The 15,844-nt window shown below is 29.5% G+C and carries 17 protein-coding genes; 3 read left to right on the forward strand and 14 right to left on the reverse strand.

Annotated features, from left to right (window positions below):
- Positions 1-58: 58 nt before the first annotated feature.
- Positions 59-1,345, reverse strand: a complete 1,287-nt coding sequence (locus CLOCEL_RS21270; protein ID WP_010074277.1) for a lanthionine synthetase C family protein — start codon at positions 1,343-1,345, stop codon at positions 59-61.
- Positions 1,346-1,511: 166 nt separating this feature from the next.
- Positions 1,512-2,768 (reverse strand): glycosyltransferase, encoded by a 1,257-nt coding sequence (locus CLOCEL_RS21275; RefSeq protein ID WP_010074278.1) that lies wholly within the window; start codon positions 2,766-2,768, stop codon positions 1,512-1,514.
- Between the two features lie 721 nt (positions 2,769-3,489).
- On the opposite strand from CLOCEL_RS21275, the gene CLOCEL_RS21280 reads away from it, so the two are divergent.
- The 3 genes from CLOCEL_RS21280 to CLOCEL_RS21290 all read left to right on the forward strand — a co-directional run bounded on the left by CLOCEL_RS21280 (position 3,490) and on the right by CLOCEL_RS21290 (position 4,511).
- Positions 3,490-3,708, forward strand: a complete 219-nt coding sequence (locus CLOCEL_RS21280; protein WP_010074280.1) for a hypothetical protein — start codon at positions 3,490-3,492, stop codon at positions 3,706-3,708.
- A 288-nt stretch (positions 3,709-3,996) separates the two neighbouring features.
- The gene (locus tag CLOCEL_RS21285) at positions 3,997-4,212 is read left to right on the forward strand and encodes a hypothetical protein (protein ID WP_010074281.1); all 216 of its coding nucleotides are present in this window, start codon (positions 3,997-3,999) and stop codon (positions 4,210-4,212) included.
- Positions 4,213-4,295: 83 nt separating this feature from the next.
- On the forward strand, positions 4,296-4,511 hold the full coding sequence (locus CLOCEL_RS21290; protein WP_010074281.1) for a hypothetical protein: 216 nt from the start codon (positions 4,296-4,298) through the stop codon (positions 4,509-4,511).
- A 122-nt stretch (positions 4,512-4,633) separates the two neighbouring features.
- On the opposite strand, the gene CLOCEL_RS21295 is transcribed toward CLOCEL_RS21290, so the two are convergent.
- The 12 genes from CLOCEL_RS21295 to CLOCEL_RS21350 form a co-directional block, all read right to left on the reverse strand.
- Positions 4,634-4,882 (reverse strand): zinc ribbon domain-containing protein, encoded by a 249-nt coding sequence (locus tag CLOCEL_RS21295; RefSeq protein ID WP_010074282.1) that lies wholly within the window; start codon positions 4,880-4,882, stop codon positions 4,634-4,636.
- Positions 4,883-4,974: 92 nt separating this feature from the next.
- Positions 4,975-5,889 (reverse strand): helix-turn-helix transcriptional regulator, encoded by a 915-nt coding sequence (locus CLOCEL_RS21300; RefSeq protein ID WP_010074283.1) that lies wholly within the window; start codon positions 5,887-5,889, stop codon positions 4,975-4,977.
- 93 nt (positions 5,890-5,982) lie between these two features.
- Positions 5,983-7,140, reverse strand: a complete 1,158-nt coding sequence (locus tag CLOCEL_RS21305) for a DUF116 domain-containing protein (RefSeq protein WP_010074284.1) — start codon at positions 7,138-7,140, stop codon at positions 5,983-5,985.
- Positions 7,141-7,164: 24 nt separating this feature from the next.
- Positions 7,165-7,560 (reverse strand): ABC transporter ATP-binding protein, encoded by a 396-nt coding sequence (locus CLOCEL_RS21310; protein ID WP_157629757.1) that lies wholly within the window; start codon positions 7,558-7,560, stop codon positions 7,165-7,167.
- Positions 7,561-7,620: 60 nt separating this feature from the next.
- A complete protein-coding gene (locus CLOCEL_RS21315; RefSeq protein WP_029169184.1) occupies positions 7,621-8,358 on the reverse strand; it encodes a 6TM ABC transporter family protein in 738 nt (245 codons plus the stop codon).
- A gap of 263 nt (positions 8,359-8,621) precedes the next feature.
- Positions 8,622-9,407 carry an ATP-dependent sacrificial sulfur transferase LarE gene (gene larE, locus CLOCEL_RS21320; protein WP_010074285.1) on the reverse strand — a complete coding sequence of 262 codons (786 nt, stop codon included), beginning with the start codon at positions 9,405-9,407 and terminating at the stop codon, positions 8,622-8,624.
- A gap of 122 nt (positions 9,408-9,529) precedes the next feature.
- The gene (gene larC / locus CLOCEL_RS21325) at positions 9,530-10,759 is read right to left on the reverse strand and encodes a nickel pincer cofactor biosynthesis protein LarC (RefSeq protein ID WP_010074286.1); all 1,230 of its coding nucleotides are present in this window, start codon (positions 10,757-10,759) and stop codon (positions 9,530-9,532) included.
- A 112-nt stretch (positions 10,760-10,871) separates the two neighbouring features.
- Entirely contained in the window at positions 10,872-11,597 is a 726-nt protein-coding gene (locus CLOCEL_RS21330; protein ID WP_010074287.1) for an energy-coupling factor ABC transporter ATP-binding protein, read from the reverse strand.
- 81 nt (positions 11,598-11,678) lie between these two features.
- A complete protein-coding gene (locus CLOCEL_RS21335; RefSeq protein ID WP_010074288.1) occupies positions 11,679-12,473 on the reverse strand; it encodes an energy-coupling factor transporter transmembrane component T in 795 nt (264 codons plus the stop codon).
- Positions 12,474-13,454: a cobalt transporter CbiM gene (cbiM, locus tag CLOCEL_RS21340; protein ID WP_010074289.1), complete on the reverse strand. Its 981-nt coding sequence runs from the start codon at positions 13,452-13,454 to the stop codon at positions 12,474-12,476.
- Positions 13,455-13,677: 223 nt separating this feature from the next.
- Positions 13,678-14,835 (reverse strand): aldo/keto reductase, encoded by a 1,158-nt coding sequence (locus CLOCEL_RS21345; protein WP_010074290.1) that lies wholly within the window; start codon positions 14,833-14,835, stop codon positions 13,678-13,680.
- A gap of 171 nt (positions 14,836-15,006) precedes the next feature.
- Positions 15,007-15,816: a nucleotidyltransferase domain-containing protein gene (locus CLOCEL_RS21350; protein WP_010074291.1), complete on the reverse strand. Its 810-nt coding sequence runs from the start codon at positions 15,814-15,816 to the stop codon at positions 15,007-15,009.
- Positions 15,817-15,844 lie beyond the last annotated feature (28 nt).

The following is a 15,844-nucleotide window of genomic DNA, read 5'->3' on the forward strand; positions in this document are numbered from 1 at the left end:
CCTCCAATAATCATTCTTATCTGTTTGTAAAGTAACTTATTACACTAATATAATTGGGCTAATTTAGTAAAAATATATGATCCCACTCATTGTCTTTTTTATCATTTATCAATCCTAACAATGGCAGTAATACAGATACTGTACCTCTTACGAAAGAGATGTGATCTTCTTCAATAACTTCCAGATTATCATCATATTCTAAGTTTTTAAAACCCAAAGGATTATCCTCGTTATAATATGTTAATATCCTACTTGCTAAATTATTAATTACTGGCTCAAACTCTTTCTCCCCAGTGTCTTTATAAAACAAATTTACTATATGTAGCCAGCCCGAGTAACCATGGCAAAAAGTTGGAGATATAAATCCTAATTTATCAATATCAAGGGCACAAAACTTCCTTATACAACTTATAGAATCTTCTATATAATAATCATCTTCTATAGCTTTACCAGCAAGATAAATTGCTCTAGCTATTCCACCGCTGCCATAGCACCAGCTTGGCATATAATTTACTGCATCTTTTGCTCCTTGTCTTTCTTCTATTCCTACTTTATATGGCCAATATACTAGTCCTTTTTCCTCTATTCTAAATTTATATAAATAGCTGAGAATATCCTTAATTGCTTCCTCTTGACCCTCTACCTCTACACCTTGAATTTTTGCTATAGCCAATAGTGACAATATTCCAACTATACCATGTGCCATTCCTATTCTAGTATGTCCATAACTGTAATTCTTCTTTTCTATTTCTGACTGGCTTTCATACTCTATAAACCATTTCCTAACTTCATATTTGTTAGCAGTAATCTTTTTTTTAGTTAGCTTGATTAGAAAAATTAATATCCCTTTAATCGCTTCCAATACACTTGATACTTCTTTGAATTCTAATAAATAACGACCTATACCAGCTAATCCATTTATACATTCACAGACTGGCATAGAAATTAACTCTTCTTGTTTGACTATGTTGTTTACACCAATAACAATATATTTATTTAAGCCTTCAAGGAAATTTTTATATAGGTTCTTATTATTAGATATAGCTAAAGTACTAAATCCAATTAATGAATAACCATAAAATGATGATATATCATTACAATATTCAGATATTCTACCATTTAAAAGAACTATATTATTATGTGCACTAATTTTAAATAAGTCTTCATCATATTGTTTTATTAACTGCCCCATTAGTATGTTTATAGATGGTAGAGCAAATAATAACTCTTGATTCATACTACTATTCTTTGATAATTGATTTTTTATATATTCTAAACTTGAGAATTTTTTACCCAAATCTATAATTACCTTTTCCACTTGTTCCTTTAATTCACAGCTTAACAAATAATATATTCCCCCCTATTCTTATTAGGCAAACTGTTTGTCCTTATTCCTTATAGCTAAACCCAATTAACCACATTTCTACTTAACTAGAAAATTACTGATATCTTCATGTATTAAATTAATCAAAATCCTTTATCAATAAATTTAAGTTCCAGCACGATAATTTCTAAACTCCAATAATTCTATTGAATTCTTCGTACGATATATTATTACTAAAATCTTTTTTAATTATTTTTATATTGTTTTTTATATCATTGTTGTTTATAAGGAATTCCGACAATTTCTTTAAATTGACTTCATTTATCTTATTTATTTTTATACCTACACCTAGTCCTAACTCATTAATTAGGTTTGCATTTGGATGTTGATCATTAACAAAGGGATACGCAATCATTGGAACATTGTATTTAACAGCTTCTATCATGCTGTTATACCCCGCATGCGTTATAAATAATGATGCTCGCTTAAGTATTTCTTTTTGGTCAGGAAACTTTTGAAACTCAATATTACTCGGTATATTTTTCTTCTCAATAAAGTCTTCATCTGCATGTTTAAAAGATATTATGACCTTATATTCACTATCCTTAAAATCATTTATAACTTTATTGTAAAATTCTAAACCATGACTCGCTATGCTTCCTGTCGCAACATATATAAGTTTTTCTTTGCTATTATACTCATTAGTATCTCCATCCATAAATAATTTAGGTGTCAGTGTCTTGTATTCTTTTCCTTTGTATTCACCAATTGCTGGTTGCAATTTCTTATTTGCAAAACTAACATTTATTTTTTCGCCTGGGTCAAATAGGTAGAATAGAGGTAACTTACTTATACTGTATTTATCACATAAAGCTTTAATACTTTCTTGACATTTCTTATATAATTCTTCAATTTCTTGATCTGAAAAGTGACTTAATTCCCAACCGTAACAAATACTTAAGTTTTCTCTCAAGTTATCTTCAAAGTGTTTTTCATAATACATTATTCCTGTTGAATAACCAATGATAGGAATATTTAATTCTTCACCAATCATTCTTCCAAAGGTAACACAAGTATCTCTAACAATTATGTCTATATCTAATTCTTTAATAGTCTCCATTAGATATTCCTTGGCAACTTTGTCGCACTTCAACACATATTCTAAAGGCTTTTCTACATCCTCTAGTAATTCATCAATATGCTTTGCAACTTGAGAATAATCTTTTACAAAGTATTTTCCATATTCTAAATATATCTTTCTACTTTCTTCTTCAATTACTTCTGGATAAAAAACAATTTTATAATCTCCGTCACTATACATATACTCTAATTTTTTATCTACAAATACATAAACTTCATTTTCTGTTCCCTTTAATGTATCAATAAGCGGTCTCGTAGTTAAATTATGGCTATAAGTTGAATGAGTAAAAAATGCAATATTCATAGCTTCTCCTTTACTAAATTATATATTTCATTTTTAATCTTCTTCATTGATTCCTTAAGTCTTATATATAATTGCTCCAATAAATAATCTACATTCATTTGGATTTCACATATACCTTTGTGTATTAGCATTATTGAAACTTATATAGTAATACTTTTTCAAAGAAAAATATTATCCTAAAATCTTCATATATAAATAATATTATATCTGTGAAACTATTAATTAGATTTGTAATATTAGTGGCAAAATTACTACTGTATGCAAAGTTATATTAATTACTACTCGTGTATTATTCATTTTTGTTAATTCGCACTTACTTACAACTAATAACTGTATAGATTTCCTTATGCTAATAAATAATCTAAGAAATCATGTATTTCTTTACCTGTAATTGAATGCTTTAAATCATAAAATATCTACATCGGTTTCAAAATCACTTCTTACAATAATCTCATTTCAGTAGCTAACCTGCTTTCACAGCCACCACTATGATCTACAAGTGAAACCAATCCTAGCGAACTTTTATACACAACTAATTTCCGTACTTTATTATGTAATTTTCGCATCCTTTGCTATAACATTGTTACATCTAATACTTATTTTTATTTCATTATTATATTTTTCATTTAAACAAAGCTGATTATTATAAAATAACTTATGTAAATGAATCAATTAAGATTGAAATTATCTATTTATTATATATATATTGAAAGGAGTCAAAATGGGAAGTTTAAAGAAAATTACTTTAGAAGATTTAGATCTAGATTTCCAAATAGGAGATAATAACGAAGAATTCTTATATTTAGGTGGTGACTCTAAAGGAAAGTTAGACTTGGTTGGATCTCCAAGTGTAATCAATTCATCGTTAAATTTTATTCAATTCATTAAAACCAATCGTCCTGTTACAAAGTATACTTACTCAGAACGTGGATGTTGCTAATTGTGATATCACTTAGGTTATAAAGAGGATGTAATTAAAATGATTAAAATCATTTTAATTACATCCTCTTTACACTACCTGGTCAATACTGTTACTTACCTTGTTAATTACTATATATCATATTCACTGTATTTCACGAATAATTTTCGTATTCATTTAAATATTATTTTTACGATTAATACCTTTTTATAATTTCTTACTACAGTTTTTATATAAGAACAATTGATTACTGTAAAATACATTATGTAAGCAAGATTAATTTTAAAAAAATATATTGGAGGAATTAAAATGGGAGATTTAAAAAAACTTAATTTATCAGATTTAGATTTAGACATGCAAGTTGGAGAAATCAACGAAGAATTCATAAATGTAAGTGGTGAAGGTAAAGGAGATTACTCAGGTTCAGCTGCAAGTATAGCATATTCAATGATGACTTTAGGTCAATATTGGAAAGGCGATACCTCTACTGCAAAGTATACTTACTCAGAACGTGGATGTTGTTAATCGGAATAGTAAACAGATTTTACAAAGTACCTATAAATAAAATATAAACAATTTAATTTAAAAAATATATCGGAGGAATTAAAATGGGAGATTTAAAAAAACTTAACTTATCAGATTTAGATTTAGACATGCAAGTTGGAGAAATCAACGAAGAATTCATAAATGTAAGTGGTGAAGGTAAAGGAGATTACTCAGGTTCAGCTGCAAGTATAGCATATTCAATGATGACTTTAGGTCAATATTGGAAAGGCGATACCTCTACTGCAAAGTATACTTACTCAGAACGTGGATGTTGCTAATTTAATATTTTATTGATTTTAATAAGCGTAAAAAGTACCCTGTAATATAGACATAGAAATAAGACTATGGCTATATTACAGGGTACTTTTTTCTTTAAACTAAATATAACTGTGAAAAATAACTAAACCCACCTTTTAAGGCTTTTAAGAGTACTCTCCAAATGTTTTTTAGCTCCTTCTTCTGTAAAGCCTTCCCTCACCAAGAAAGGCACACATGTTTCAACCATTTCTTCAAGTGTTTCATCAGGTTTATTAAATTCACCGTTGGGGTAACAATATACACAATACTCTGTATTAACTGATCCATCCTTATTCTTTCCGTTTAACTCCTGATTCTCCATTGGCATTCCACAGCTTTGACAAATATTCATATTAACATTCCTCCATTAAATAAGTACTTAATTCTTAATCTTTAATTATCCTTATATGATAATTTTAAACCCCATTCTATGACACCATTATGTCATAGAATATTTTTTTTCATAGCCAAATTAAGTCTTTTAATGAATTCAACTCTTAACCAAGTAGGCTCTAGGATTTTAACGTATGGAACTAGTCCAAAAATAAATGAATATAACCATTCATCAATAGGAAAGTTTAGAGTAACTATTATCTTATCATTTTCAATTATACAATCTTTGTAATCAACATAGTCTGCAATCTTCCCTTGCAAAATTCTATCAACTTCTAAAACAACCTTGGTATTTTCACTGCTAGAATCTAAATTACTATCCCAAGGTGCTGGCTTAGGTGTTTCCTTTACAACGAATTCTTCATTCAATATTATGCACTCAATAATTCTACTAAGCTTAAATATTCTAAAGTCTTCACGTAACTCACAGTACCCATATACATACCAAACTGTTCCCATCATCACTAATGTATATGGACAAATGATCCTATCTGTAACTTGGAAATTCATATCAACATATTTCATACAAATCTTGTGATAATTATCTCGAGCTTTCGCTATTAACTCCAAGTGTTTTTTCAAGTTTTCCTCATTAATTAAAGGATTTAATTTCATTATAAGTTTATTATCTTGATTATCTAGTAAATGCGTTGATGAAAACTTGTTAGATATAGTTTTCATATCCAAATAAGGTGCTATTTTCTCTAAGTTATCCAGAATAGCCCTAATTATCTTTGCTTCTTTAGTATTCAAAAAGTTCATGTCTAACTTGTAACCTTCAAGTAATTGATAGCCACCATTCTTTCCACTTTCTGCGTAGATAGGTATACCAGCCATACTTAAGGTATCAATGTCTCTTTGAATAGTTCTAACTGATACTTGATAATGTTCCGCTAATTCTTTTGCTGTTATCTTTTCTTTATTGATTATCATTAGTAATATGCTAAATAGCCTATCTATTTTCATAAGAACCCCCCCAAGTGCTTTTAATAACCAAGTTATGTGACATTGTTTACTTTAAAAATAACCTAAACCTTGCCATTAACCAAGATTCAGGTTTTATTTTAATATTTCTTTCAGTTTATCTATATTGATACAAGTTGGAATTCCTTTATCATGCCAATGATTTTTACATCCACAATAGTCCAATAAAACGCATTGAGCTGGTATATTCATATCCTTTAATAGCCAGCCTCCTGAAATAAGGTTTAGTACACAAGCAACTCCAATAACCCCTGTATTTTCATCAAATAATTTCTCTTTATTGCTATATGCTGAAATAGATGATTCATGTGGGATTACCATAACATTAAAACCAAGCCTTTGACCAAGCCCCGTAAGTTCATTAACTTGGCACTTCGAAGAGCAACCTTTACACTTAAACTCTCGCCCGAACCCTTTTGATTGACAATATGATTTAGAAGGAGATATCATACATATTGGTAATAACAGCACCTTCTTATCAGTTTTTAAAAAGGCTTGTCTAAAAGCTTTATTCATAAGCTCAGCACCAACCATATTTAAATGATATTCTATCCTTGCTCGCTTTCGTAATATTAAATCTTCTCTCCAAAAACTTTTATCGTTTATATTCTCCAAATACTTTTCTACATTAGAAGTGTACTTGCCAAGAGTTTCTTCACTTCTAATTTCAAACCATATTGCAAAATTCTCTACAACCTTAAAAATATCCTGAAACTCTTTATTTGATAAAGTACCAAGATAAGCTTCCCATCTCTTAAGTGGTTTTATTTCTTTGCTAAATTCGCCTGAAGCCTCTAACCACAATATTAACTTGTGCAGCTCAATTATATCTGAAATTCTTGAACCTTTATAATTTCTTACACTTGAAAGTAGGAATAAAGAGGACATAGTTCCTTTTAGTAAATTCATAGTTGGTTTCAAAGTTTTACTACTCTTTCGTGTATCATTTACTATGGTCAATAACTTATATTGCACGTGATTCAATTCTAAAGTTCTTGGAAAATATACTTTCATTAGAACTCCTAATATAAGAAGTTCTAATAACTTTTCCTCTAATTCACTATGCATTTTAGCTTCGATATTATTAAAATAAGAATCATATGATTTAATTATAGGCATAATTGAAGCTTTTGATTCTTTTATTAGTTCATCGGTAATATCAGCCGCTCTTTGATAATACTCACTTGAATCAGTTAATTCACTTTTGGTTAAAGAATAAGTTACTATGTCCATCTAAACTCCCCCCTTACAAATATTCTATCTATTTTCCTTTGCCGAATTCCATAGTCTTTTAAAATACATATTTGTGCTTAATAGTTCATTGAAGCTACCTCTATCAAGAAGTTCACCTTCATTAAACAGAAAAATCTCATCAACTTCTTTTATTGTACTAAGCCTATGAGCAATTGTTATAACAGTTCTACTTTGTAAAAACTCCATTAAATTCTTCATTACTAATTCTTCTGTGGCGTTGTCCATAGCTGATGTAACTTCATCTAATATAATTATCTTTGCATTCGCAAAGTAAACTCTAGCTAGTGCCAACCTTTGACGCTCAACACCTGAACGCACGATTCCTTTTTCGCCAACTTCAGTATCAAGTCCATTTAGCAACTTTGAATAGAACTCCTTAAATCCAACTGAATCTATCACTTGAATAATTACATCATCATTAACCTGCTTATCAAAACAATATTTTCCCTTATAGTTCCGTCAAAGATAGGAGATTCTTGAGAAGTATAAGTTTGAACTTACGATTTCTTCAGCTACATTAGTTGCTTTGCCTATCTCATAGTTAAATCTTTTATGAATTCTAAATACAACTAGCTCCATAAAACTTCGAATTAGATATTTATTGAACAACTCTTCATTATTCAGAAATCGCCCCTTGATCTTGTATAAATATTTTAAAAGCACCTTTGTTACTAGAAAAATTGCTATATATCCAACTAGTATAAAAATCATAATTCTATTATCAATTTTTGCTATAAAAATCAAACTAAAGATTATACTTGGAATTAATTCACGAAAAAACTTAAAGTAGAAATCAAATAATATGCTTTTACCTGCAACTGCCCCACCCTCAATTTTTTGAACTAACTCTCCAGTTCCCATTGCTTGATAAGATCTATAATCTATAGTGCTGATTTTCTTCATAGCTCCCAGCTTAAAATCTAGGTATATACTTTGAGCTAACTTACAGCTTGGATATTCATCAATGTAATTAAGTCCACATATTAATATTAAGGTAAAATCATAAACACACGCAGTCTTCATTGATAGATTTTTGCTTCCAAGATCATCCAAACCCTTTTGAAAATAGCTAGTATCAAAATCACTAAGCAATGCAAATAAAACTCCTAATACTATATAAATGCTAATAAGCAACTTTTTATTTTTTATAATTTCTAAACAATGCTTCCTAACTGTACTCCTTTTAATTTTTATCATGGCATAAAAATTAGTACAGCTAAAACTGTTAGCACCTCTTAATTAAATCTCAGTACAACCTGCTAACAGATTTTTAGCTGTACTGAGTAGTTACTTAGCTTAATTCTCATTACGAGATCACTTCTTTCATGTATCTCATGTACTTACTGTACACTACTTGATTTTATTTATAATTATCGTACTTAATTTTAATTTTCGCAATGATTAATTGCATATATTCCTGTAAAATTTAATAGTTTATAACAACACTCTAGTTATTTAAATCATACATACTTATCAATATAATTGGAGGATTTTATGAGATTATTCTTAGCATTAATAACTGGAGTCTGTTGGACAATTGTATCTAGTAACTCTCCATCGAATAACTTACTTCTGTCTTCTTTGCTCACTTCAACTCTAGCTAAGTCACCATGGCATCTTACTCTAACAGCTCTAAAACCTATGCTCATCATATACTTTTCTGCATTCTCTATTTTTTCAAAGTCTTCAACTTTTAGCTGATTTCCATACGGTATTCTTGTTAAAAGACATGCGTATGGTGGTTTATCCCAAGTATTTAAATTTAATTCCTTTGAGCAAGCTCTTATTTCTGCTTTTGTAAATTTGCATACTAATAATGGACTTTTTACATCCAATTCTTTTAACGCTCTAAGTCCTGGTCTATAATCACTTATATCATCAAAATTTGTTCCATCAACTACACAATCATAACCTTGTTCCTTAGCTACTGATAATATCATACTAAATACTGCAGTTTTACAAAGATAACATCTATCCTCTGGATTATATTTAATAGCTTCAATAATTGGTGCCTCTATAATTTCATGTTTTACCCCTAATTCCTTAACTAATTCCTTTGCTTCAGCAATTTCCCATCTTGGAATATATGGTGATAAAATCGTTACAGCCTTTACATTATCGCCAAGTGCATCTTTAGCTACCCTAAGTAAAAAGGTACTATCCACTCCACCTGAAAATGCTATAACTACTTTTCCTAAACTCTTGAGATATTCAACTAACTGATTATATTTATCACTACTTATCATTTATCTACCCTACCTCTAATATTGAAAATTTTTTGCTATCCACAAATTTCACTATAAACTATCCACATACCACTTAAACTTATCCACAAAATAAATGTTTATTTTAACTAATTGTGAATATCTTAATCATATTTTTTTAAAGTGTTTTTATAAACTTCTTTATAAACCTGCGCTATAGGAATACTATTTTTTCTAGATATATTCCTACAATCTTCATATTCAGGTTTATACTTAACTAATTTTCCTTTATAGTAGGACTTTTTAATTGAAACTTCTCCATATTGAGTTTCTACCTTTGAAAATTCCCTCTCAAGCATTATTTTCTCAACCTTATACTTCCTCACGCCTATAGAAGTAGTTTCCTGAAAAATTATATCTAAAATTGCACCTTCTACTTCTTTAATAATAAGCACACTTAAGTTAATTCCTGGCCTTCCTTTTTTCATAAATATAGGTGTTTTAAATACATCTAACGCTCCTGCATCAAAAAGCTTTTCTTCAACGTAGCTATAAAGTTCCGGATTCATATCATCTATATTAGTTTCAACTATATACTGCTCTTCTACCTTCTCAGAACTTTCTCCTTCACCTAAATATACTCTTAAGACATTAGGAATTTCTAAATCTCTATGTCCAATACCATATGCTACTTTATTAATAGAAAAATCTATTTTTGTAGTAAATTCTTCAACGTTTGCAGCTAATATAGCAGCACCAGTAGGTGTCGTCGTTTCAAATTGGACTACTCCTGCATTAATAGGGATATTCTTCAGTATCTCAACAGTTGCCGGAGCTGGAACTGGCATAAGCCCATGAGCACATTTTACAAAACCGCCACCAACTTGAACTGGTGATGCAATAATCCTTTCAACGGCTAAATAGTCTAAACAAATAGCAGCACCTACTAAGTCTACAATAGAATCAATAGCGCCAACTTCATGAAAATGAACTTCATATATGTTTTTTCCATGCACCTTCGCTTCTGATTCTGCTATTTTCATAAACATAGACATAGTTAATTTTTTAACTTCTTCATTTAAATTGCTAGACTCTATTATTCTCTCGATATCCTTTAAATTTCTATGATGGCTATGATGATGGTTACCATGACTATGATGGTGATTACCATGGCCATCCTTATGATTTAATTTATTTTCTAATATAACGTCTACTCTTGTTCCTGTTATTCCTAGCTTTTCAGCCTTCTGAATTTTTATCTCATATTCCGCTTCTAAATTAAGTTTTGAAAGTTCTTGCAGCAGATACTCTTTGGGAACGCCTAAATCTAGTAATGCTGCCAAATTCATATCTCCACTTATACCGCAAAAACAATCATAATATAGTACCTTCATTAACCTCACTCCCTAATCATATGTATCTATAACAGTGTATACATCGCAATTAAACCTATATAACAAAACTTGTAACATTCCATCTTTGCCTATTCATTGTCCAGTTCTGCAATTATATAATATTGCATTCTCTTAAAAACTCTTCATCTTTTATAACATTCTCATAATTATCATCTCTAATAACCTTGTGCTCTTCTGAAAAAACTATTACTCTATCAAAAACACCTTCTATATATTCAAAATCATGAGTAGCGCAAATTATAGTTTTACCACTTCTATTTAAAGAAATTAATAACTCCCTCAAGAATCTTTTTCCCTTTGGATCTATCCCGTTCATCGGTTCATCCAAAATTATAACTTCAGGATTCATAGCTAAAACACTAGCTATTGCAACTCTCTTCTTTTCGCCTCCACTTAAATTATAAGGATGTTCTTCCTTCAATTTTGTGATATTAAGAAGATTAAGACAATCATTAACCCGTTCATTGATTACATCATCTGGCAATTCCATTTGATTAAGCCCAAAAGCAACCTCTTCAAAAACAGTTGAACAGAAAAGTTGAGTATCAGAATTTTGAAATACAAACCCAATTCTCTTATGAAATGATTTTGAAAACTTTATATCCTTAAATGCACTTTCATTTATCTCGTTTTCATTAAATAAATATTCTCCTTTATTTGAAAAAATAATGCCATTTAACAACTTTAGAAAAGTTGATTTCCCACTACCATTTGGACCTATAATAGCTATAGATTCGCCTTCTTTTATATGAATATTTATATTATCAAGAGCAATTCTGTTCTTATAAGTAAAAGAAATATCTCTTAATTTAATCATTAATAATTCTCCTTATTTTCTTTTATAGGGACCTAATTATAAGCTTTTAAGCTGAAATTTCAACTTCTTTTCTTAAAACCCCTAATAACTCAAAAATATGAATAAACCAACTAATAATAGATTTATAGCTAAATAGCCATAATCTAATTTCTTAAATATTAAATTGACCTTAGTTGTATATTCACCAACAAAGCCTCTACATTCCATAGCACAAGCCATCTCTTCACTCATCCTATATGACTTTATGAATAAGTTACCAATAATACCAGTTAAGGACTTATATCTATTTGCTGTTAAACCAATATTTCTAAGCTTTAACGCCCATAACAAATTAATTGAATATTCTCCTAACAGAACAATATATTTTATTGTTATATCCATAATCCATATAAAAATATCTGGTACAAATAATAACTTTAATGATTTGCTAACTTCATTCCACTTTGTGCTATGAGATAATAAATTAACAAGCAGTATCGTTATTATCAATTTTTGAAATATCAAAAGACTATTTTGGATATTTCCATTAAATATAGATGGAATCAGTGCTATTAAAGTTATTAAAGGGAATATTAAACTTCTAAATAATATTCTTTTTCTTGATTTTCTCTCCATAAAAAAAAGAAGAAATAAAACATATATGTCCAAAATCGCTAGGTAAGTAAACCGTCTTGAAAGAGATATACAAATAATAATTATCAATGTACTAATAACTTTTAATGTAGGATTTATTGAATTAATTAATATGCCTTGATTTTTATCATGCTTTATTATAGAAACTACCTTAATAAAAGAGAAAATACTCTTCTCTATATACGAACTCTTCTCTTCCTTTGGTTGATAATTATCCTTTTCTAATAACCACTCTGGAATCATTTAATCTCCTTTTACATTCTTCTTCATATTTACTTTACTTAGTACCTTGAAAATAATTAATATAATTATTACTCCAACTAATGCTGATATAATATACCCAATATTCTCTTTTAAGAATCCAAAATTATAATCTGGAATTAAAGAATTATATTGAATTCCTTCTTCCATTCCTTTAGGTGTAAAGCCTACAAGATTTTTTACTTCTTCAGTTCCCCATTCTCCCCAAGCAGTACCTACAGCAATAAGTCCTAAGGGACTCCCTAAAATAAGAATGCCAAGTATAATATATAAAGGAGCCATCTTTCCAGCCTTTCCTTTATACATAAGCTCTGGTGACGCTTTTTTTATATAACTATACGCACCTAACGTAATTGCTCCCTCTAAGAATCCAACAACTAACAAATGAGGTATCATCATTGCTGGGATAGATATTGCTAATCCATAAGGACTGTATATCGGTAAGCCTGAAACATCTCTAAAAAGCATTGGTTGAATACCAAATTCTATTGCAGTAAATAAAGCAGCCATATTAACAGAAATATAGCCGCCTAAAAAAGCACCTATAAATTCAGCCTTTTTGCTTGATGCACATTTTTGCACAAACTTAAAAATATAGAATGCTGTAAAAGGCATAATAAAAGCCATATTAAAACAGTTAACACCTAATGCTAAGATACCTCCATCTCCAAAAAATAATGCTTGTATGGCAAGAGATACAGTAATTGCAAAAACTGCAGAATATGGTCCAAGCAAAATAGCTACAAGAGCACAGCCAACAGCATGTCCTGTAGTTCCTCCAGGAAGTGGTATATTAAACATCATAGTTAAAAATGAAAAAGCTGCTGCAATCCCAAGAAGAGGCATTTTCTTTCTTGTTATTTCAGATTTTATCCTTATACTCGCTTTTCTCCAAATGGGTAACATAGCAGCCCCAATAGTAACACAAGTAGATGGACTTAAATAATTATCTGGTATATGCATTATATTCACCTTTCTTTTTGTAGAAAGAAATCATTGTCCTTAATTAAAAAAGACCTATAAATATCCTCTACTAATTCTAAATTTACTCATCACCTTTATTATCTGATGTTTTTGTACTTTTAAAAAGACCTTATGAATAAATTTTCTATATTTGAAGATATTTATAGGCTTTCCTTACCTAAAATCAAATTATATATACATTTGATTATTAAAATTAATACTTTTAGACAAACAATGCTGTAACATTTTTTAATTCTTCACGAATTTTTATCGCTTGTGGACAGTGGCTTTCACATTTACCACACTCCACACATTTATCTGCTCGTTCTGCTTCTGATATTGAATTATATCTTTCCTTAAGTTCTTTCTCTGTTGCTGGTGTAACAAATATACTATATTCATTGTAACAAGAGAAGTTTCTAGGAATATTTACTCCTGCTGGACAAGGCATGCAATATTCACAACCAGTGCAGTTAACCTTTATTCTTTCCTTAAATGATTTTTTAACATTATCCATTATCTCTACTTCTTTTTCTGTTAATGAATTAGGTAGAGCTTCACTTGCAACTCTTACGTTCTCTACAACGTTGTCCATAGTATTCATACCACTTAATACTACAGATACTTCTGGGTGATTCCATACCCATCTTAGTGCCCATTCAGCTGGTGATCTTTTAATATCAGCATTATCAAAAGTATTTACAACTGATTCCGGAAGATTTCTAACAATTCTACCACCTCTAAGTGGTTCCATAATAACAACCCCAAGACCCTTATTTGCTGCATATTGTAATCCTTCTGTTCCTGCTTGGAATTCTTCATCTAGATAGTTATATTGGATTTGACAAAATGACCAATCATAATAATCTACAATTTCTTTAAACACTTCTAATTTATCGTGGAAAGAAAATCCTGCATATCTTATTCTTCCATCTTTTATTGCTGAATCTAAGAATTCAGTGACACCTAAGTTTTTAAGATTTTCCCATGTATCTTTACCTAATGCATGTAATAGATAAAAGTCTATTCTATCTGTTCCTAGACGCTTTAATTGCTCATTCAAATACTTATCCATATCTTCTCTAGTTTTAATCATCCAACTAGGAAGCTTCGTAGCTATATTAACTTTATCTCTATATCCATCCTTTAATGCTCTGGATAAAAATGGTTCACTTTCTCCACCCTTACCCATACCAGTTCCATGATAAGGGTATGCAGTATCTATGTAATTAACTCCTTGATCAATGGCATGATGAAGCATTTCTATTGCCTTCTCATCATCAATTTTAGATCCGTCTCCATCGATAATTGGAAGTCTCATACAACCAAATCCTAATGCTGAAACCTTCTCATTCGTTTTTCCAAGTGTTCTGTATAACAAAATAACTCCTCCTCAATTAAACAAATATACTTACGCTACTTATCTATATTTATATAACTATATAAAATACCGAGTATCTAATCATATATCATTTTTCTTTTTATAGGTATAAAACCATTTTACTATTTAAAGTTAACTTTAAGTCAACATATTTTTTCATTTTATCCACTTTTACCACAAATCTTCTTTCTTCAGTAGCATATCCAGATTGTAGATTAATTTATCTATTTCCACTAATATATCTGTATTATTAAGACTTGAAAGCCTCAAAATGTTATTAACATTTTCATTCATATTCAATGGAATTTTAAGATTATTATCTTTAATTATTTTAAGAAGTTTTTTCTCACCAGGATGCGGCATCTCATTTATAGCAAAAATGATGTCAAAGTAACTAGCAAATAGAGCCGCTACTCTATGATTTACACTAACATAATCATCTCTTTTCAAAGCTTTTTCAATTTGATGATAGTATGCAGGCATTTGAAGTTTTAACAGTGGATAGTTTTTGCTAATTATATTTTCTTTTAATTTACGTGGATAAGGTACTGAGTATTTTTCTTGAAGCTTATTTAAACTTCCATTCTTGTCATATATAATAACTGAATTTAATACATTTGCCCAAAAGCAAGTAGTATACCCTGTATCTGCTTCGTACTTTATTAAAATTCTGCTTAATACCTTATCCCAAGCATCTAAATTTCTATATATAATCTCTATCGGAACTCCACTTTCCTTCAATACTCCATCATCTTCAGTTTCCCAAAAGTTATTATTAAGTTCCATATAACTACAGTACTTGCCAGTGATTGTTTTTCTTTTTTCTATTGCTATTTCATTTGTTACGTATATATAAATATCATAATCTGAATTTTTATCATTAGTTTTTGTAGCGTATGATCCTGCTAGTAAAATACCTTCCACTTCTTGAAGCTGTGAAAATTCGTTTAACATATTTTGCGTCTCTTTATTAATATACATAACTACCCCCACATAATTAATATTAATT

This window comes from Clostridium cellulovorans 743B, from assembly GCF_000145275.1.
GTDB classification, from domain to species: domain Bacteria; phylum Bacillota; class Clostridia; order Clostridiales; family Clostridiaceae; genus Clostridium_K; species Clostridium_K cellulovorans.